Here is a 17,889-nt window from a genome sequence, read left to right as displayed (position 1 = left end):
CTTCTCCCACTTGTGGGAGAAGGCCGGGATGAGGGACAGCGAGCACAATCTAAACCGCAGCAAGCACAATCTAAACCCGCGCAGCCAACCCTTCAATCCGCTGCATCGCCGCCAGCAAACGCGCTTCCGTTACCGCCTCGCCCATATTCTCCATATCGGGCGCATGCACCGATTCGCGCACAATCAGCGCCAGTTCCGCCTGATCCAGCTCAGCAATCTCAGCCAACGTCAGTGGCACGCCGCAGTCACGCGCCAGACGCATTTCGTCCAGCACTTCTTCATCGCTGCGATCTTCCAGCGCCAGCAAACACAGGTTGCCAAAACCAACCAGCAAACCATGACCAAACTCGCGGGTTTTATCGCAGAAGGTAAAGCCTTCATAAATGGCGTGCGAAGCCGCTGCGTGCGCGCCGTTGCTCATCAGCGAGGTCAATCCCGCCCAGGTGAAAATCGCATCCAGCACCTGATCCAGCGACGCGCTGCTCTCCCCGCGCAGCACCGCCGCATAAGCAGCCGGGCCGTGTTCGGCGATCACGTCATAACAAATCTGGCTGTGCGCCAGCGAAGAGAGCGCATTGCCTTCGCGCGCCGGATGACGTGTGCTGACCGCACGGAATTCGTACCACTTCGCCAGCGTGTCGCCCAATCCTGCCGCCAGCCAGCGCGCTGGTGCTTTGGCCAGCAGTTCACTGTCGATGATCACCGCCGCCGGTGCTTGTGGCAGCGGGAAGATATCGAAGAAATTGCCGTTATCGTCATAGCGAATGCTCAGCGGCGTTACCGCCGAACAGGTGGCGGCGATGGTTGGCACCGTGACCACCGGCAAGCCGAGCTGCGCACCGACCGCTTTTACTGTATCCAACGATTTTCCGCCGCCAACGCCAATCAACACCTCAGCGTTTAACTCGGTCGCCAACGCCGCCAAACGATCAATCTGGTTGATCGAGGTTTCACCGCCGAACCACTCTTGCTCCAGCAACGTGACGTTTGCTGCCAGCAATTGCGCACGCACCTGGCTTTCTACCGCCTGCATCGCCTGATGCCCGCCAATCAGCAGCGCACGTTGGCCTAATGCGGCACAAATCGCGCCCAGTTGCTTGATCACACCCGCGCCACGCAGCACGCGCGCAGGGAACACCAGATTTTGTTGAGTCATCACTTGTTCTCTGTGTAACGGACACCGGGCAACACGCACAGCATCTCATAAAGGATATTGGCCGCCAGTTGTGAGGTCATGCCGCTGATGTCATACGGCGGAGAGACTTCCACCAAATCGGCACCGATTAGATTCAATCCGCGACAGCCGCGCACGATTTCCAGCCCTTGCATTGAGGTCAAGCCGCCGACTTCTGGCGTACCGGTGCCGGGTGCCCAGGCCGGATCGAAACTGTCGATGTCATACGATAAATACACTGGGCCGTCGCCGATGCGCGCGCGCACGTCGGCCATCAGCGGCGCAAGCGAGCGATACCAGCACTGCTCGGCCGGCACCAAATGGAAGCCTTGATCGACGCCCCACTGGAAATCACCCGCCGCGTAACCTTGCGCGCGTTGTCCAATCTGCACCACGCGCTGACAATCGAGCAAGCCTTCTTCCACCGCGCGGCGGAAGGTGGTGCCGTGGGCAATTTTCTCGCCAAACATTTCGTCATTGGTGTCGGTGTGCGCGTCGATATGAATGAGTCCGACTGGCCCGTGTTTCTTGCTTAGCGCACGCAAAATCGGCAGCGTTAAGGTGTGATCGCCGCCGAGCGTTAACGGGATAATCGGCCAATTGTTCAGCTCGGTATAATAGTTTTCGATGATATCGACCGATTTCAGCAGGCTGTAAGTATTGATCGGCACATCGCCGAGATCGCCAACCCGCAGCGAATCAAACGGTGCCGCGCCGGTCGCCATGTTGTACGGACGAATCATCACCGAATCGGCGCGAATGGCGCGCGGGCCATAACGTGTGCCGCTGCGCTGCGAAGTGCCGATATCCAGCGGGATACCAATAAAAGCCACATCCAGATCGGCCGGTGATTCAAAAGCAGGCAGACGCATCATGGTGCCGCGTCCGGCAAAACGTGGCATATCGTTACCGCCTTGCGGCTGGGGGAAATCGGTCATCACGCACTCCTTCGGCTAAGTGAAACTCATCATTACCCAAGCGGCGAGCCGGAAAAATCCTTGACAGCAGATAATCACTTCAGAGATTACTTAACTTTAGTCAGCAATCACTGAAGGAAAAGCGGTGCAGACGCTTCCCAATCTTAAACTGTTGCAGGTGTTCGCTAGCGTGGTAGAAAACCAGGGATATTCACGGGCGCAGCAGGCGCTGAATATGACCACGCCAGCGATTAGCGCTTACATGAGCGAACTGGAAACCCAGCTCGGTTTTATCCTGTGCCAGCGTGGACGCGGCGGCTTTACCTTGACCAGCAAAGGCGAGCAGTTTTATCGCTACAGCCAGGAGATGCTGGCAACCTTGGCCGGCTGGCAGGAGCAAGTGGAAACTTTGAAGAGCGCGCAGGGCGGCACCTTTTCGCTTGGCGTGGTGGACGCCACCGTCACCGACAGCACGCTTGATCTGCCCGCCGCGATTGCGCGTTTTAATCAGCGTTTCCCAGCGGTATTTTTTAATCTCAGCGTGCGCGATCCCAACGAATTGCAGCAGCAGTTGCTGGAGGATCGGCTCGATTTGGCGATTGGTCACTTTCCGCTGCGCGCCAGCAATCTGGTCACCATTCCGCTGTATGACGAGCAGCATTGGCTCTATTGCAGCCCGCAACATCCGCTGGCCGAAGGCGATCCGGATGTGCGCACCGTGCAGCAAACCGGCATGGTGACGCGACGTTACTGGAATCAGCAGGAACTCAATAAACGCGGATTCCGCCAAAGCAACGCCTCGGTGGAGAGCATTGAAGCGCAGCTCACGTTGATTTTGTCCGGTCGTTTTATTGGCTATTTGCCGGAACATTACGCGCGCAGCTGGCAGCATCAGGGAGCACTTAAACGCCTGCTGCCGGAGCATTTCCACTTCCGCGCGCCGTTTTCTTTCGCCTTTCGCCGTGGACGATCACGTGAAACCTTGATTCGGGCGATGCGTGAAATTCTGAATCCAGCGCGAAAAAATAACAGTGAAAGCTGACGCTGCCGCGATACTGTGTAAAAATACAGGCCAATTCAGCAAACAGTAACGAAAATGGCCCTGACAGCAGCGATAAAAAGCCAGATTGCGCAATGGTATAAGGCGCTGCAACAGCAGGTTCCTGACTTTATCCCGCGCGCGCCGCAGCGCCAGATGATCGCCGAAGTGGCGAAAACGCTGGCCGGTGACGAAGGTCGTCATCTGGCGATTGAAGCCCCAACCGGCGTGGGTAAAACGCTCTCTTATTTGATTCCCGGCATTGCGGTGAGCCGCGCCGAGGAAAAACGTTTAGTGATCAGCACCGCTAACGTGGCGTTGCAGGATCAAATCTTCAGCAAGGACCTGCCTTTGCTGAAAAAAATCATTCCCGATCTCACCTTTACCGCGGCATTTGGTCGTGGCCGTTATGTGTGTCCGCGTAACCTCGCGGCGCTGGCGGCGACCGAAGATCAGCAGGGCGATCTGCTGTTATATCTTGATGAAGAAGCGGTGACCGGTTCGAAAGAGGAGCAGAAATTCTGCGCCAAACTGGAGAAGCAGCTCAGCAGCTACCGCTGGGATGGTCTGCGCGATCACACTGATGTGAACATCGAAGACAGCCTGTGGCAGCGGCTTTCCACCGACAAAGCCAACTGCCTTGGACATCATTGCCGTTGGTATCGGGAATGCCCGTTTTTTGTCGCGCGTCGCGAGATTGAACAAGCCGATGTGGTGGTGGCGAACCATGCGCTGGTGATGGCGGCGATGGAAAACGAATCGGTGCTGCCGCCCGCCAAACATCTGATGCTGGTGCTCGATGAAGGCCATCATCTGCCGGAAGTGGCGCGTGATGCATTGGAGATGAGCGCAGAAATCACACCGGGCTGGAGCAGCTTGCAGCTCGATCTGTTTGTACGCCTGGTGGAAACCATCATGGCGCAATTCCGCCCGAAATCGCCGCCGCCGTTAAGCAATCCCGAACGCCTTAAAGGCCATTGTGATGAAGTGCGCGAGCTATTGCAGATCCTCAGCACGGCCCTCAATCCGCTGCTGCCGGGCAACAATCAGCCGGGCGAATTTCGTTTTGTACTGGGCGAACTGCCGGAAGAGTTACTCAGCATCTGTGCAAGACTGTTTAAGTTGTGCGACGCACTGCGCGGCCTGAGTGAAGGCTTGCTCAACGAATTGGGCGAGCAAACCGGCAAAGCCGACATCATGCGGCTGCATAAAGCCATTATTCAGCTCAATCGCCATTTCGGCTGGTTCGAATCGATCAGCAAATTGTGGCGACTGGCGGCGATGGAAAAAGCCTCGAATGCGCCGGTTTCGAAGTGGATCACCCGCGAAATCCGTGAAGGGCAAGCGCACCTGCTGTTTCATTGCGCGGGGATTCGCGTCAGCGATCAACTGGAGAAAATCCTGTGGCGCAAAATCCCGCATGTGGTGGTGACGTCCGCCACGTTGCGCTCGCTGAATAGCTTCAATCGCTTGCAGGAGATGTCGGGATTAAGCGAAAAGGCTGGCGATCGTTTTGTGGCGCTGGATTCGCCGTTTAACCACATCGATCAAGGCAAGCTGGTGATTCCGCAGATGCAGTTTGAGCCACAGATGGCGCAGGAAGCCGAACACATCGCCGAAATGGCACGCTTCTTCCGCCAGCAAATTGCCGAAGAGAAGCACAAAGGCGTGCTGGTGCTGTTTGCCAGCGGACGGGCGATGCAGCAGTTTGTCGGGTACATTCCTGAACTACGTTTGTCGATGCTGGTGCAGGGCGATCAGCCGCGTTCGCGTTTAGTCGCACTGCATCGTGAACGCGTTGAAGCGGGCCAAACCAGCATCTTAGTTGGGCTGCAATCGTTCGCCGAAGGGCTGGATTTAAAGGGCGATCTGCTGTCGCAGGTGCATATCCATAAAATCGCTTTTCCACCGGTAGACAGTCCGGTAATTTTGACCGAAGGCGAATGGCTCAAAAGCCTGAAACGTTATCCTTTCGAGGTGCAAAGTTTGCCGAGCGCCTCGTTTACCTTGATTCAACAAGTGGGGCGTTTGATTCGTAGCCACAGCTGTTTTGGCGAAATCGTGATTTACGACCGTCGCCTGCTCAACAAAGCGTACGGCAGCCGATTGCTGGCCGCATTGCCGGTGTTCCCGATTGAACAACCGCCGATGCCGGAAGCCAGCGCAGAGAAGGCGAAGAAACGCCGCAGCAAGAAAACCTAGAACTCAACACTCTTTTGGCAGCCGAAGATCGGCGCGCCCTGGAAGCGGGAATGCCTTGATGGAACTGAACAAAATTATCAAAGAGATTGGGCGCGGCAAGAATCACGCGCGCGATATCGATTTTGACACTGCACATGCTTTATACAGCGCAATGCTGGCCGATGAAGTGCCGGAATTAGAGCTGGGTGGCGTGCTGATCGCGCTGCGTATCAAAGGGGAAGGCGAAGAGGAGATGCGCGGCTTCTACCACGCAATGCAGCAGCAAATGATGCAATTGCACGCCCCTGCTAATCGCCCGATGCCAATTGTGATTCCCAGCTACAACGGCGCGCGTCGTCAGGGTAATTTGACGCCGTTGCTGGCGTTGCTGCTGGTAAAACTCGGTTTCCCGGTGCTGCTGCACGGCGTCAGCGATGATCCAACGCGCATCACCACTGAAGCCGTGCTGGCCGCGCTGGATATCGCGCCAGTTATCTCGGCAGAACAAGCACAAGCTAAATTGGATAGTGGTGAACTGGCGTTTATCACCATCGATCATCTGTGTGCGCCAATGGCGAAACAGTTGTCTCTTCGCTGGCGTATGGGCGTGCGTAACAGCGCGCATACGCTGGCGAAGCTGGCAACGCCGTTTGCTGAACGCGCCGCGCTGCGTCTTGCCAGCGTCTCGCATCCGGAATACGTGCCGCGCGTTGGGAAATTCTTCCAGGATATTGATGCGCCCGCCATTCTGCTGAATGGCACCGAAGGTGAGGTGTATGCCAATCCGCAGCGCTGTCCGGCGATTAACTACATTTGCGGAGCAGGTGCGGAAGCGGAAGTATGGATCGAGCGCCAGCCGGAAGTCAGTGTGGAATTGCCGGAATCAAAAAGTGCCGCAGATACCGCCGCGTGGATTAAGCAAGTATTAGCCGGTGCACGCGCGGTACCGCAGGCGCTGCGTGCGCAGCTGGCGTGCTGTTTGCTGGCAACTGGCGAAGCCAGCAGCCTGGCAGATGCTGAACAGCATTTGCAGCAGACTGGCATTTAACGGCGCAGAGTTAGGCTCTCGCCAACACGCTTTCCACTAACTGCTGCCAGAAAGTAATGCCTATCGGCAGCAGATCATCATTAAAATCGTAATGGGCATTATGCAGCGGTGCCGACGGCGTTGCGCCATCTGCACCCAGCCAGAAATAAGCGCCGGGGCAAGCTTCCAACATGCAGGCAAAATCTTCTGACGCCATGGAAGGATTTACCTGCCAATTCACCTGTGCTTCACCCAATGTCGCGTTGGCGACGGCACGCACTTGCTCGGCCTGCGCCGCGTGGTTGGCGGTAACCGGATAACCGGGATACCAGTGAATCTCACCGCTGACGCCAAACGGGCGTGGCAAAGTGGTGACAAAATCCTCTATCAGACCGCGCACGCGATTGCGCACGTCGGTCTGCAAACATCGCACCGTACCACGCAATTTAATCTGCTCGGGAATCACGTTAATCGCTTCGCCGCCGTGAATCTGCGTCACGCTCACCACCGCTGAAGCCAGCGGCGAAAGACGACGAGAGGGAATGGTTTGCAGCGCCAGAATCAGTTCAGCGGCGACCACCATCGGATCGGCACCACTTTCCGGCATCGCCGCATGGCAGCTTTTACCGTGCAAGGTGATTTCGAACGAATCAAGGGATGCCATCATCGCATCGGGATTCACCGCCAGCGTGCCTATCGGCATGCCGGGCCAGTTATGCATGGCGTAAACCGCGTCCATTGGGAAGCGCTGGAATAAGCCTTCTTCCACCATCTTGCGTGCGCCGCCCAGGTTTTCTTCAGCAGGCTGGAAGATGAAATGGATGGTGCCGCTAAAGTTGCGCGTTGCGGCTAAATGGCATGCGGCTGCCAGCAATATTGCTGTGTGACCATCGTGACCACAGGCGTGCATCACGCCGCTTTGCTGTGACTTCCACTGCGCATCGCCTTTTTCGGTAATCGGCAACGCATCCATATCGGCACGCAGGCCAATGACCGGACCGGGACCGTTTTCCAGTGTGCCGATGACGCCGGTGCCTGCTAAGCCACGAAACACTTGTAATCCTGCCTCGGCCAGCACGCGGGCAACTAGCTCGCTGGTTTGTTGCTCTTGATAACCGAGTTCAGGATGTTGATGTAACTGACGACGCCAGTGAAGGGCGTTTTCCAGCAGGACCGCGGGCAGGCTCATAAAGTAAGGCTCTCCATCAGCAGCGTAGGCTGCGAAATAATGCATTTACTGTAGTGGCAAGCGCAGGGCGGCGTCTATCGTAGAGCGGAATAATTTGGCTATAGGCTATAGCGGAATGGAATAAAGGATTGCCTTGAACTATTTCTTCTCCCACAAGCGGGAGAAGGCTGGGATGAGGCGGAACGTGGCACAATGTTGAAAGGTGCGCGCTGTCCCTCACCCTAACCCTCTCCCGCACGCGGGAGAGGGGACAGATCGGTGAATGTTATGGGAATTTGTTGCTGCATAGGCAGAATCAGATATGCAACATCTAAAGATGTGTTGTTGAAATTGCGTGCAAGGTTAATGCATCTACCCAACTGCCCCTTCTCCCGCGAGCGGGAGAAGGCTGGGATGAGGCGGAACGTGGCACAATGTTGAAAGGTGCGCGCTGTCCCTCACCCTAACCCTCTCCCGCACGCGGGAGAGGGGACGGATCGGTGAACGTAATGAGGATTTGTTGCTGCATTGGTAGAATCAGATATGCAACATCTAAAGATGTGTTGTTGAAATTGTGTGCATGGTTAATGCATCTGCCCAACTGCCCCTTCTCCCGCGAGCGGGAGAAGGTTGGGATGAGGGGAACGTGGCACAATGTTGAAAGGTGCGCGCTGGCCCTCACCCTAATCCTCTCCCGCAGGCGGGAGAGGGGACAGATCGGTGAACGCTGATTGAATCGTTACTTCTGCATTGGCAGGTTTAAATCGTGTGCTTTAGCACAATCCTGCGCGATTTCGTAACCGGCATCAGCGTGACGCATTACACCGGTTGCCGGATCGTTCCACAGCACGCGGCTTAAACGCGCATCGGCTTCTGCTGTGCCATCACACACAATCACTACGCCGGAGTGCTGCGAGAAGCCCATGCCCACGCCGCCACCGTGGTGCAAACTCACCCACGTTGCGCCGCCAGCGGTGTTCAGCAAGGCATTCAGCAGCGGCCAATCGGACACCGCATCTGAACCGTCTTTCATCGCTTCGGTTTCACGGTTTGGTGAAGCCACCGAACCGCAGTCCAGATGATCGCGACCAATCACGATAGGCGCTTTCAGCTCGCCGTTGCGCACCATTTCGTTGAACGCCAGTGCCGCTTTGTGACGCTCGCCCAAGCCCAGCCAGCAGATACGCGCCGGTAAGCCCTGGAAGGCGATGCGCTCTTGCGCCATATCCAGCCAGCGGTGCAGGTTTTGATGATCCGGGAACAGTTCCTTCAGCTTGGCATCAGTTTTGTAGATATCTTCCGGATCGCCGGACAGCGCTACCCAGCGGAACGGACCTTTGCCTTCACAGAACAGCGGACGAATATACGCCGGAACGAAGCCTGGGAAATCAAAGGCATTCTTCACGCCTTGATCCAGTGCGACCTGACGAATGTTGTTGCCGTAATCCACCGTCGGCACGCCCATATGGTGGAAATCCAGCATCGCTTGAACGTGTACCGCCATCGATTCACGTGCGGCTTGTTCAACGGCCTTAGGATTGCTGACGCGCTCCGCTTCCCAACGCGCCACATCCCAGCCAATTGGCAGATAGCCGTTAATCGGATCGTGTGCGGAAGTTTGATCGGTAACGATATCCGGCTTCATGCCGCCCGCTTTGGCGCGTTTAACCAGTTCCGGCACGATTTCTGCCGCGTTGCCTAACAGGCCAACCGAAATCGCACGCTTCTCTTTATTGGCCTGCTCGATCAGCGCCAGCGCTTCGTCGAGCGTGTAGGCTTTGTGATCGACGTAACGGGTACGCAGACGGAAATCGATGCGTGATTCCTGGCATTCAATGGCTAACACGCTGGCACCGGCCAACACGCCCGCCAGCGGTTGTGCGCCGCCCATGCCACCTAATCCAGCAGTGAGAATCCAACGGCCGCTGAGGTTGCTGTCGTAATGTTGACGACCCGCTTCGGCGAAGGTTTCAAAGGTGCCTTGCACGATGCCCTGCGCGCCAATGTAGATCCAGGAACCGGCGGTCATCTGGCCGTACATCATCAGGCCTTTTTTATCCAGTTCGTGGAAGTGATCCCAGTTGGCCCAATGCGGCACCAAGTTAGAGTTCGCCAACAGCACACGCGGCGCATCGGCGTGAGTGCGGAACACGCCAACCGGCTTGCCGGACTGGATCAACAGCGTCTCTTCCGGCTGCAAAGCACGCAAAGAGCGCAGGATCTGCTCGAAGCACTCCCAGTTACGAGCGGCTTTACCGATGCCGCCGTACACCACCAGATCTTCCGGGCGTTCTGCCACGTCAGGATCGAGGTTGTTCTGGATCATGCGGTAGGCCGCTTCAATCAACCAGTTGGCGCAGTGCAAAGTATTACCGCGCGGCGCACGGATTTCACGGGCTACAGCCTGAGTCAAAGTTTCGCTCATCATCGATTCCTTAATTAACAGTCGAACGCTGGCTTGGCAGCAGCGCGGTAAGGGATTCTGGCCAGTCTGAACGGCTGGCCCACAGGCGCATGGATTCGATATCCGGCGCCATTAAACGGTCGTGATCGAGGAAGGCCACGTTCTCGCGGATGCGGCTCATCTCTTGTTCCAGCGCTTGCGAACTTTGCAGCGGGCGATGGAAATCAATGCCTTGTGCCGCCGCCATCGCTTCAATGCCCACCACCGCTGCAGTGTTGAAGCACATGCTGCCGAGACGGCGCGCGGCATACGTCGCCATCGAGACGTGATCTTCCTGGTTAGCAGAGGTTGGCAAACTGTCTACGCTGCCGGGATGGGCCAGCGATTTGTTCTCAGATGCCAGCGCGGCGGCGGTGACCTGAGCGATCATAAAGCCGGAGTTCACACCGCCATCATTGACAAGGAACGGCGGCAAACCCGACAAGCCGGTATCCAGCAGCAGCGCCATGCGACGCTCAGAAATCGCGCCGATTTCGGCAATCGCCAGCGCCAGAATATCGGCGGCGAAGGCCACCGGCTCAGCGTGGAAGTTGCCGCCTGAAATCACATCGCCGCTGTCGCTGAATACCAGCGGATTATCGGATGCGGCGTTGGCTTCAATCTGTAACACGCGTGCAGCGTGCGTCAGGTTATCAAGGCACGCGCCCATCACCTGCGGTACGCAGCGAATCGAGTAAGGATCTTGCACGCGGCCACAGTTGGTGTGCGAACTGAGGATTTCGCTGCCATTCAGTAACGAGGAGACGGCCGCCGCGACGCCAATTTGGCCAACTTGTCCGCGCGCCTCATGAATGCGGGCATCGTACGGTTTCACCGAACCTTTGATCGCTTCCAGCGACAGCGCACCGGCCATCAAACCGGCGGCGAACAGGTTCTCCGCTTCAAACAGGCCGCGCAGTGCCAGCGCGTTAGAGACTTGCGTGCCGTTCAGCAGCGCCAGACCTTCTTTGGGGCCGAGCACAATCGGTTGCAGGCCGACACGCGCTAATCCTTCGGTGGCGGGGATCAGTTCGCCATCAACCCGCACTTGGCCTTCGCCCAGCAGCATCAGGGAAAGATGCGCCAGCGGGGCCAGATCGCCAGACGCGCCAACCGATCCTTTTTCTGGAATGCAGGGCATGACACCGGCGTTGAAAAGCGCCAATAACGCTTCAATCAATTCGATGCGCACGCCGGAATGGCCGCGCGCCAGGCTGATGATTTTGGTCGCCACCACCAGACGGGCGACGTTGTCAGGCAGCAGATCGCCCAATCCCACGCTGTGTGATAACACCAGATTGCGCTGCAATTCAGCCAGACGCGCCGCGGGAATCTGCGTCTGCGCCAGCTTGCCGAAGCCGGTATTGATGCCGTAAACCACATTGCCCGATGCCACAATCGCCGTCACGGTTTCATTGGCGCGATCAATCGCTGCACGCGCTTCATCAGCTAACGTTAGCGTCACCTTGCTTTGATAAATACAGCGCAAGGTGGCGAGGTCCACTTCACCGGGAACGAGGCGAATTTCCTGAACCGAACCTGACATAGTCTACTCCTGTCTATACAAGTAATCTGCTGCGCTTCGGGGGCCGGTACTTCGCGATGGACCATCCGAATTGCCTTGGTTTGCGATGAGTGAAGCATAAGTGTCTAATCTTGTCTATACAAGTAGCAAGCGCTATGCCAGATTGATCGTATTCTGTGAAACGTGCCGCAATGCGACACCACAGACGAAACGGCAGCGAGATTGCACTGAAGCTGGGCGAAAGCTGCACCAAAGCTGGGCTATTTGCACTATTAGATGTATATACATTTACAGGCCGAGACAGTAAACTTTGGGCATTATTCGGAAAAGGAACAGGACATGGCGGAGCAAACGGTAGTAGCACAGCTGGCAGCGGCGATGGGCGACGAACCCGCACCGATTTACCAGCGCGTGAAGCAGGCGATTGTCAGCCAGATCCGCGAAGGTCACTGGAAAGCCAATCAGCGTGTGCCGTCCGAAAGCGAACTGGTTAATGAGCTAGGCGTCAGCCGCATGACCATCAATCGCGCGCTGCGTGAGCTGACCAGCGAAGGTTTTCTGGTTCGCATGCAAGGCGTGGGCACCTTTGTCGCCGAGATGAAGGGCTACACCGCGATGCTGGAAGTACACAACATCGCCGATGAGATTGCGCAGCGCGGCCATCGTCACAGCTGCAAAATTTTGTCGATTGGTCAGATGAAGGCCGATCCGGAACAGGCGGCGGTGCTGGGTTTATCCACCGGACAAACGCTGTTTCATTCGTTGATTGTGCATTACGAGAATGACTTGCCGGTGCAGCTGGAAGATCGTTTGGTCAATCCGTTGGTGGCGCCGGATTATCTCAGCCAGGATTATCATCTGCTTACGCCGTATACCTATTTGATGCGCGTGGCACCGCTGACCGCCGGTGAACACATTGTGGAAGCGGTGCTGCCGGATTTGCGTCAGCGTAAGCATCTGGCATTGGATGAGCACGAACCTTGCTTGCTGATTCGTCGTCAGACGTGGAGCGACAACAAGATCGTGACTTATGCGCGTCTGCTGTATCCGGGATCGCGTTATAAGTTGCTGGGACGGTTTAGAGGTCATGGTTAGGAGCGCGTTTTCCCTCACCCTAACCCTCTCCCGCAGGCGGGAGAGGGGACCGACCAGTGCAGAAAGTAACACCTTAGCTCGATCTGCCCCTTCTCCCGTTTACGGGAGAAGGCTGGGATGAGGGGAATTCGGCACTTATCCTACCTGACTAAGCGCCACAAACAGCAGGCTGGCATCTGATGTTAATGGTGCTAACTGCGTCATTTCATCCACCCACCACATTCCCTGATTCACGGTCAAAGTTTCCCCACTGGCAGTCTGCCATTTTCCCGCCAGCACCCACGCCACGCCGTTTTCACTGCTGACCGCTTTCTGCTCAACGCTGACCGCAGAGCGCCAGCTATCACGGCGCGTCATGATATTAAAATCCTGGCAACTGCCGCTAATGCTGGCGTCAATCGCCCATTCACCGGGAAATGCCCACGGCTGATGCGGCAGCAAACGTTGTTCGGCCTGCTCGCTGCGCAGCAACACGCTGTCGCCGTGCAACAAGGTGATCACCCGATCAATACCAGGAAACGGCGAAAACGGGCCGTCAGCCGAGATGGTGGCGATGCTGGCGCGCCAGCTAAACTCTGCGGCACCCGACGGATAGCTGATGATTTCGCGCGTCTCACCGCCGCCGTTGCGCCAGCGGCTGACCGGCAGTTGCTCGTAATCGAAACGGGTGATCATTGCAGCGCCCTCATTGCCTCGGCAAAGCGCGCTGCCGCTTGATCTTCAGCCGCATGATGCCCTTGCTGGATCACCTGTTTACCGGCGACAAACACATCGCGGATCTGCTCGCGCTGGCCGCCAAACAGCCAGCGATTCAGCAGGGAAGCGGTATTGACGCTCGCCAGGAACGCATCGTCTTCCAGCACCAGCCAATCCGCGCGTTTGCCCACCGCCAACTCACCAGCTTGTAATCCGCACGCCTGCGCGCCACCTTGCGCCGCTTGCTGCCACAGCAAATCGCCGACCGAAGGCTGATTGGGTAAGGTGATGCGATTGCGTCGACGATCGCGCAGTCGCTGGCCATACTCCAGCCAGCGCAACTCTTCCAGCGTGCTGAGTGATACATGGCTGTCGGAGCCGATGCCCCAACGACCGCCGCGCGCGATATATTCCACCGCCGGGAAAATGCCGTCGCCGAGATTGGCTTCGGTGGTAGGGCACAAACCGGCGACCGCGCCGCTGGCGGCCATGCGCTGAATTTCGTCTTCATCCAAATGGGTGGCGTGAATCAAACACCAGCGCTGATCGACGTCGAAGCGATTGAGCAACCAGGCCACCGGACGTTCACCGCTCCACGCCACGCTGTCGTTGATCTCTTTTTCCTGCTCGGCGACGTGAATGTGTACCGGAATATCTTGCGGGCAAGCGGCCAGCACTTCGCGCATTTGCGTTTCATTCACCGCACGCAGCGAGTGGAAACAGATGCCATGATTAAGCAGCGGTTTATCGGTACTCCAGCGTGCCACACGTTGCTGCTGTTGCAGATAAGCTTCGGTTTGCTGGATGAAGCGGCGTTGGCCGTCGCTGGCCGGCTGCGAGCCAAATCCGCTGTAGCTGTACAGCACTGGCAGCAGGGTTTGACCGATGCCCGCGGTGTCGGCAGCGGCGACTAAATTCAGCAGCATCGCATCGTCGGCATACGGCTGACCTTGCGGATCGTGATGCAGATAATGAAATTCCGCCACCTGGCTGTAGCCGCCTTTCAGCATGTCGATGTAGAGATGCGTGGCGATATCGCCAACCTGTTCTGGCGACAAGCGCTGCACCATGCGGTACATCAAGTCGCGCCATGTCCAGAAGCTATCTTGCGGATCGCCTGCCACTTCCGCTAATCCTGCCATCGCCCGCTGGAACGCATGCGAGTGAAGATTGGCAATCGCCGGAATGGTCGCGCCTGCCAGTTGCGTGGCATTGCCGGGATCGCTATCTGGCGCTATTGCGCTAATAAAACCGTTGGCATTGATGGTAATCAGGACGTTCTCGCGCCAGCCATCGGCCAGCAGTGCGCGCGGAGCAAAAAAGACGGACATGGTTGATCCTCCATGGCGGAAAGTTGTATATACATATACATACTTTGATGCGGTGTGTAAATCGCCGAACGAGAGGGGAGTGGCATGGCAGAAGCAGAGCAGATCGACAGCCTATGGCTGGGGGCCGATATCGTGACGATGCGCGACGGGCACTACAACCTGATTGCCGACGGCGCGCTGGCGGTTAATCAGGGAAAGCTGGTGTGGGTAGGGCCACGCAGTGAATGTCCGGCGTTTAACCCGCGCGAACAGCATGAATTTTCCGGCGGCATCATCACGCCCGGTTTGGTGGATTGCCATACGCATCTGGTCTTTGGCGGCGATCGCAGTCAGGAATTTGAACAGCGTTTAAATGGCGTGAGCTACGCAGACATTGCGGCGCAGGGCGGTGGGATTCTCTCAACGGTGCGCGCCACACGTGCGGCATCTCAGCAAGAATTGGTGGCGAGTGCGCGCTGGCGGCTGGAACGATTGCTGGCGGAAGGCGTGACGACGGTGGAAATTAAGTCCGGTTATGGTCTGGATGAAGCCAGCGAGTTGACTATGCTGCGCGCCATTCATGAACTGGCTGAAACGGTGCCCGCCGATGTGCAAGCCACTTGCTTAGCCGCACACGGTTTTCCGCCGGAGTTTAAACACAATCCACAAGGTTGGATCGATATCATTGTCCAGCGTTTGCTGCCGCAGGTGAAAGCCGAAGGTTTAGCTGATGCGGTCGATGCGTTTTGCGAGCATCTGGCCTTTTCGCCGCAACAAGTCAGCGCGGTATTTGATGCCGCCAAAGCGTTGGGCTTACCGGTGAAATTGCATGCCGAGCAGCTTTCAGCGCTGGCGGGCGCGAGCTTAGCCGCCGAATATGGCGCGCTGTCCGCCGATCATCTGGAATACGCCAGCGAAGAAGACGCCAAAGCGATGGCTCAGCACGGCACGGTAGCGGTGTTGCTGCCGGGCGCGTTTTATCTGCTGCGCGAAACCCAGCGCCCGCCGGTGGAATATTTCCGCAAACACGGCGTGCCGATGGCGCTGGCCAGCGACGCCAATCCGGGGACTTCACCGGCGTTGTCACTGCGTTTGATGCTGAATATGGGTTGTACGCTATTTGGCATGACGCCAGAAGAAGCGCTGGCAGGCGTGACCTTGTGGGGCGCAAAAGCCCTGGGATTACACCATTCACACGGTTCGCTGGAAGCAGGCAAAGTGGCGAACTTCGTGCACTGGCCGCTGAAACGTCCGGCTGAACTGGTTTACTGGCTGGGCGGCGAATTGCCGTGCCAGGTTATTTATCGTGGAGAAGCGCAATGACACCTTTTCATTTCACCGCCGGTAAGATTCCATTGCTGGTTAGCATTCCGCATGCCGGTACGCAATTAACTCCAGAAGTTGAGGCCGGATTGAGCGACGCGGCACGTGGCTTGCCCGATACCGATTGGCATTTGCCGTTGCTGTACGATTTTGTGCGCGATCTCGGTGCCAGCGTGTTGATCGCTCACTATTCGCGTTTTGTTATCGATCTCAATCGTCCGGCGGATAACCAGCCGCTGTACGCCACCGCCACCACCGGTTTGTACCCGGAAACCTTGTTCGATGGCACGCCAACTTTCGCCGACGGTAAAACGCCGAGTGCCGAAGCGCGTCAGGGCTATCTGGATAACATTTGGCAGCCGTATCATCAGCAGTTGCAGCAAGAGCTGGCACGACTGAAAGCTGAGCACGGCTACGCATTGCTGTTTGATGCGCACTCAATTGCCTCAGTGATTCCACGTCTGTTTGACGGGCAGTTGCCGGATCTCAACATCGGCACCAACGATGGCGCGAGCTGTTCAACGGCGGTGATTGAGGCGATTAAGCAGGTGTGCAGCGAGCAGCAAAAATATAGCTGGATCGCCAATGGTCGCTTCAAAGGCGGCTACATCACGCGTGCCTATGGCCAGCCAGAGCAGGGCGTGCAGGCGGTGCAGCTGGAGTTGGCGCAGTTAAATTATATGGATGAAACCTCGCCGTTCGCCTGGCAGCAGGATCGCGCGACCCAGTTGCAGCACGTGCTGAAGCCGCTGATGCAGGCGTTTATTCAGGCCGGTAAACCGGTTTAAAATTTCAAACTGCACGTACATTCTTAGGGTCGCCATTTTTGGTGACCGTACAAGTGGCGCATCATGGTGGTGCGTCACTTGCCTCAGCGTGGTGCAACATTATGTCCGCCGCGCAACAATCCCCCTAATTTCCCGGCTTTGCCGATTTGGCATAACGCTTGCTAGGTTGTATGTACAAGTAAAGACCACGTAGCAGAGATGTTTATTTATCGTGGCTGGCTCACAAAAAGCTCATGCCGACAATGATCTGCTGCACGCTAACTTGTATATACATGAAATGTCATCTGCATCGCTTTTACACCGCAGACACATTCGCAATCGATTAATGACCAGGAGAAGCCGCATGACGCACCGTGTCCAGATTCGCCGTTTTTGCCTCACGACCCTGTTTGCCAGCCTGATGTTGAGCGGCGTTGCTGCCCAGGCGAAAGAGTGGAAATCGATCACCATTGCTACCGAAGGCAGCTATGAACCCTGGAACCTGACGCTGCCGGGCGGCAAGTTAGGCGGCTTTGAACCAGAACTGATGGAAGACCTGTGCAAGCGCATGGGCATCCAGTGCAAGTTGGTAGTGCAGAACTGGGATGGCATGATCGCGGGACTTAATGCCGGTAAATATGACGTGATTATGGATGCGATTGTCATCACGCCCGATCGCAAAAAAGTGGTCAATTTCACCGTGCCGTACGCCTCGACGCCAGCCACTTTCATCACCATGAAAGACAGCCCGCTGCTGCCTGCCGATCACAACATCATCAAACTGCATGACGATGAAAAAGAGATCAACGCGGCGATTGCACCGCTGAAAGCGGCAGTGAAAGGCAAAACCATCGGCATCGCCTCCGGCACGGTTTACACGCCGTTCATCGATAGATACTTCAAAGATGTCGCCGACGTGCGCGAATACACCTCGTCCGCCGATGCGATGCTGGATCTGCAATCTGGCCGTATCGACGCGGTGTTTGATGATGTGACCTTCGCCCAATCAATGCTGGCGCGCAAAGAAAACAGCAATCTGACGTTCAGCGGCCCGCAACTGGGCGGCCCGATTTGGGGCGAGGGCGAAGCGATGGGCGTGCGCATGGCGGATAACGATCTGAAAGCCAAGCTGGATGAAGCCATTCACGCCGCGCTGGCGGATGGCACCGTGAAAAAGCTCAGTGAGAAGTGGTTTAAAACTGACGTAACCCCGTAAGTGAGGTG

The 17,889-nt window shown here is 56.9% G+C and carries 14 protein-coding genes; 7 read left to right on the top strand and 7 right to left on the bottom strand.

What is annotated here, in order from left to right; translation table 11 throughout:
• Window positions 1–70 precede the first annotated feature (70 nt).
• Window positions 71–1,156: an iron-containing alcohol dehydrogenase family protein gene (locus tag ABDW13_RS05805; RefSeq protein WP_343551504.1), complete on the bottom strand. Its 1,086-nt coding sequence runs from the start codon at window positions 1,154–1,156 to the stop codon at window positions 71–73.
• A complete protein-coding gene (speB, locus tag ABDW13_RS05800) occupies window positions 1,156–2,115 on the bottom strand; it encodes an agmatinase (protein WP_343551503.1) in 960 nt (319 codons plus the stop codon). The genes ABDW13_RS05805 and speB overlap by 1 nt, the downstream gene beginning before the upstream one ends.
• Before the next feature lie 121 nt (window positions 2,116–2,236).
• On the opposite strand from speB, the gene ABDW13_RS05795 reads away from it, so the two are divergent.
• Genes ABDW13_RS05795 through ybiB form a run of 3 tightly spaced genes read left to right on the top strand, consistent with a single transcriptional unit; the run spans window position 2,237 to window position 6,359 of the window.
• Window positions 2,237–3,133, top strand: coding sequence for a LysR family transcriptional regulator (locus ABDW13_RS05795; protein WP_343551501.1), 897 nt, complete (start codon window positions 2,237–2,239; stop codon window positions 3,131–3,133).
• 54 nt (window positions 3,134–3,187) lie between these two features.
• Window positions 3,188–5,332 (top strand): ATP-dependent DNA helicase DinG, encoded by a 2,145-nt coding sequence (gene dinG / locus ABDW13_RS05790; protein WP_343551500.1) that lies wholly within the window; start codon window positions 3,188–3,190, stop codon window positions 5,330–5,332.
• Between the two features lie 58 nt (window positions 5,333–5,390).
• Window positions 5,391–6,359 (top strand): DNA-binding protein YbiB, encoded by a 969-nt coding sequence (gene ybiB, locus ABDW13_RS05785; protein WP_343551499.1) that lies wholly within the window; start codon window positions 5,391–5,393, stop codon window positions 6,357–6,359.
• A gap of 10 nt (window positions 6,360–6,369) precedes the next feature.
• Here ybiB and ABDW13_RS05780 read toward each other — a convergent pair whose 3' ends face one another.
• The 3 genes from ABDW13_RS05780 to hutH all read right to left on the bottom strand — a co-directional run bounded on the left by ABDW13_RS05780 (window position 6,370) and on the right by hutH (window position 11,495).
• Entirely contained in the window at window positions 6,370–7,527 is a 1,158-nt protein-coding gene (locus tag ABDW13_RS05780; protein WP_343551498.1) for a M20 aminoacylase family protein, read from the bottom strand.
• Window positions 7,528–8,245: 718 nt separating this feature from the next.
• The gene (hutU, locus tag ABDW13_RS05775; RefSeq protein WP_343551497.1) at window positions 8,246–9,931 is read right to left on the bottom strand and encodes a urocanate hydratase; all 1,686 of its coding nucleotides are present in this window, start codon (window positions 9,929–9,931) and stop codon (window positions 8,246–8,248) included.
• Window positions 9,932–9,941: 10 nt separating this feature from the next.
• Window positions 9,942–11,495 (bottom strand): histidine ammonia-lyase, encoded by a 1,554-nt coding sequence (hutH, locus tag ABDW13_RS05770; RefSeq protein WP_343551496.1) that lies wholly within the window; start codon window positions 11,493–11,495, stop codon window positions 9,942–9,944.
• 318 nt (window positions 11,496–11,813) lie between these two features.
• On the opposite strand from hutH, the gene hutC reads away from it, so the two are divergent.
• Entirely contained in the window at window positions 11,814–12,569 is a 756-nt protein-coding gene (gene hutC / locus ABDW13_RS05765) for a histidine utilization repressor (RefSeq protein ID WP_343551495.1), read from the top strand.
• Window positions 12,570–12,704: 135 nt separating this feature from the next.
• Here hutC and ABDW13_RS05760 read toward each other — a convergent pair whose 3' ends face one another.
• Together ABDW13_RS05760 and ABDW13_RS05755 are read right to left on the bottom strand one after the other, a co-directional pair.
• Window positions 12,705–13,244: a HutD family protein gene (locus ABDW13_RS05760; protein WP_343551494.1), complete on the bottom strand. Its 540-nt coding sequence runs from the start codon at window positions 13,242–13,244 to the stop codon at window positions 12,705–12,707.
• Window positions 13,241–14,596 (bottom strand): formimidoylglutamate deiminase, encoded by a 1,356-nt coding sequence (locus ABDW13_RS05755; RefSeq protein ID WP_343551493.1) that lies wholly within the window; start codon window positions 14,594–14,596, stop codon window positions 13,241–13,243. Before ABDW13_RS05755 ends, ABDW13_RS05760 begins: the two co-directional genes overlap by 4 nt.
• An 84-nt stretch (window positions 14,597–14,680) precedes the next feature.
• Here ABDW13_RS05755 and hutI point away from each other — a divergent pair, with 84 nt between their 5' ends.
• The 3 genes from hutI (at window position 14,681) to ABDW13_RS05740 (ending at window position 17,881) form a co-directional block, all read left to right on the top strand.
• Window positions 14,681–15,898, top strand: coding sequence for an imidazolonepropionase (hutI, locus tag ABDW13_RS05750; RefSeq protein WP_343551491.1), 1,218 nt, complete (start codon window positions 14,681–14,683; stop codon window positions 15,896–15,898).
• Window positions 15,895–16,686 (top strand): N-formylglutamate deformylase, encoded by a 792-nt coding sequence (gene hutG, locus ABDW13_RS05745; protein ID WP_343551489.1) that lies wholly within the window; start codon window positions 15,895–15,897, stop codon window positions 16,684–16,686. The genes hutI and hutG overlap by 4 nt, the downstream gene beginning before the upstream one ends.
• A 343-nt stretch (window positions 16,687–17,029) precedes the next feature.
• The gene (locus tag ABDW13_RS05740) at window positions 17,030–17,881 is read left to right on the top strand and encodes a transporter substrate-binding domain-containing protein (protein ID WP_343551487.1); all 852 of its coding nucleotides are present in this window, start codon (window positions 17,030–17,032) and stop codon (window positions 17,879–17,881) included.
• Window positions 17,882–17,889 lie beyond the last annotated feature (8 nt).

It is taken from the genome of Pantoea sp. (assembly GCF_039594315.1).
Taxonomy (GTDB): Bacteria; Pseudomonadota; Gammaproteobacteria; order Enterobacterales; family Enterobacteriaceae; genus Pantoea.
Note: the sequence above shows the minus strand (reverse complement) of the source record. Positions and strands in the feature narration are given on the sequence as shown.

What these genes read in the sequence shown, in the direction of transcription:
- hutU (WP_343551497.1), bottom strand. Translation starts at nt 9,931, where the DNA reads ATGAGCGAAACTTTGACTCAGGCTGTAGCCCGTGAAATCCGTGCGCCG.
- hutI (WP_343551491.1), top strand. Translation starts at nt 14,681, where the DNA reads ATGGCAGAAGCAGAGCAGATCGACAGCCTATGGCTGGGGGCCGATATC.
- dinG (WP_343551500.1), top strand. Translation starts at nt 3,188, where the DNA reads ATGGCCCTGACAGCAGCGATAAAAAGCCAGATTGCGCAATGGTATAAG.
- ABDW13_RS05755 (WP_343551493.1), bottom strand. Translation starts at nt 14,596, where the DNA reads ATGTCCGTCTTTTTTGCTCCGCGCGCACTGCTGGCCGATGGCTGGCGC.
- ABDW13_RS05760 (WP_343551494.1), bottom strand. Translation starts at nt 13,244, where the DNA reads ATGATCACCCGTTTCGATTACGAGCAACTGCCGGTCAGCCGCTGGCGC.
- hutC (WP_343551495.1), top strand. Translation starts at nt 11,814, where the DNA reads ATGGCGGAGCAAACGGTAGTAGCACAGCTGGCAGCGGCGATGGGCGAC.
- hutH (WP_343551496.1), bottom strand. Translation starts at nt 11,495, where the DNA reads ATGTCAGGTTCGGTTCAGGAAATTCGCCTCGTTCCCGGTGAAGTGGAC.
- ABDW13_RS05805 (WP_343551504.1), bottom strand. Translation starts at nt 1,156, where the DNA reads ATGACTCAACAAAATCTGGTGTTCCCTGCGCGCGTGCTGCGTGGCGCG.
- ybiB (WP_343551499.1), top strand. Translation starts at nt 5,391, where the DNA reads ATGGAACTGAACAAAATTATCAAAGAGATTGGGCGCGGCAAGAATCAC.
- ABDW13_RS05740 (WP_343551487.1), top strand. Translation starts at nt 17,030, where the DNA reads ATGACGCACCGTGTCCAGATTCGCCGTTTTTGCCTCACGACCCTGTTT.
- ABDW13_RS05780 (WP_343551498.1), bottom strand. Translation starts at nt 7,527, where the DNA reads ATGAGCCTGCCCGCGGTCCTGCTGGAAAACGCCCTTCACTGGCGTCGT.
- hutG (WP_343551489.1), top strand. Translation starts at nt 15,895, where the DNA reads ATGACACCTTTTCATTTCACCGCCGGTAAGATTCCATTGCTGGTTAGC.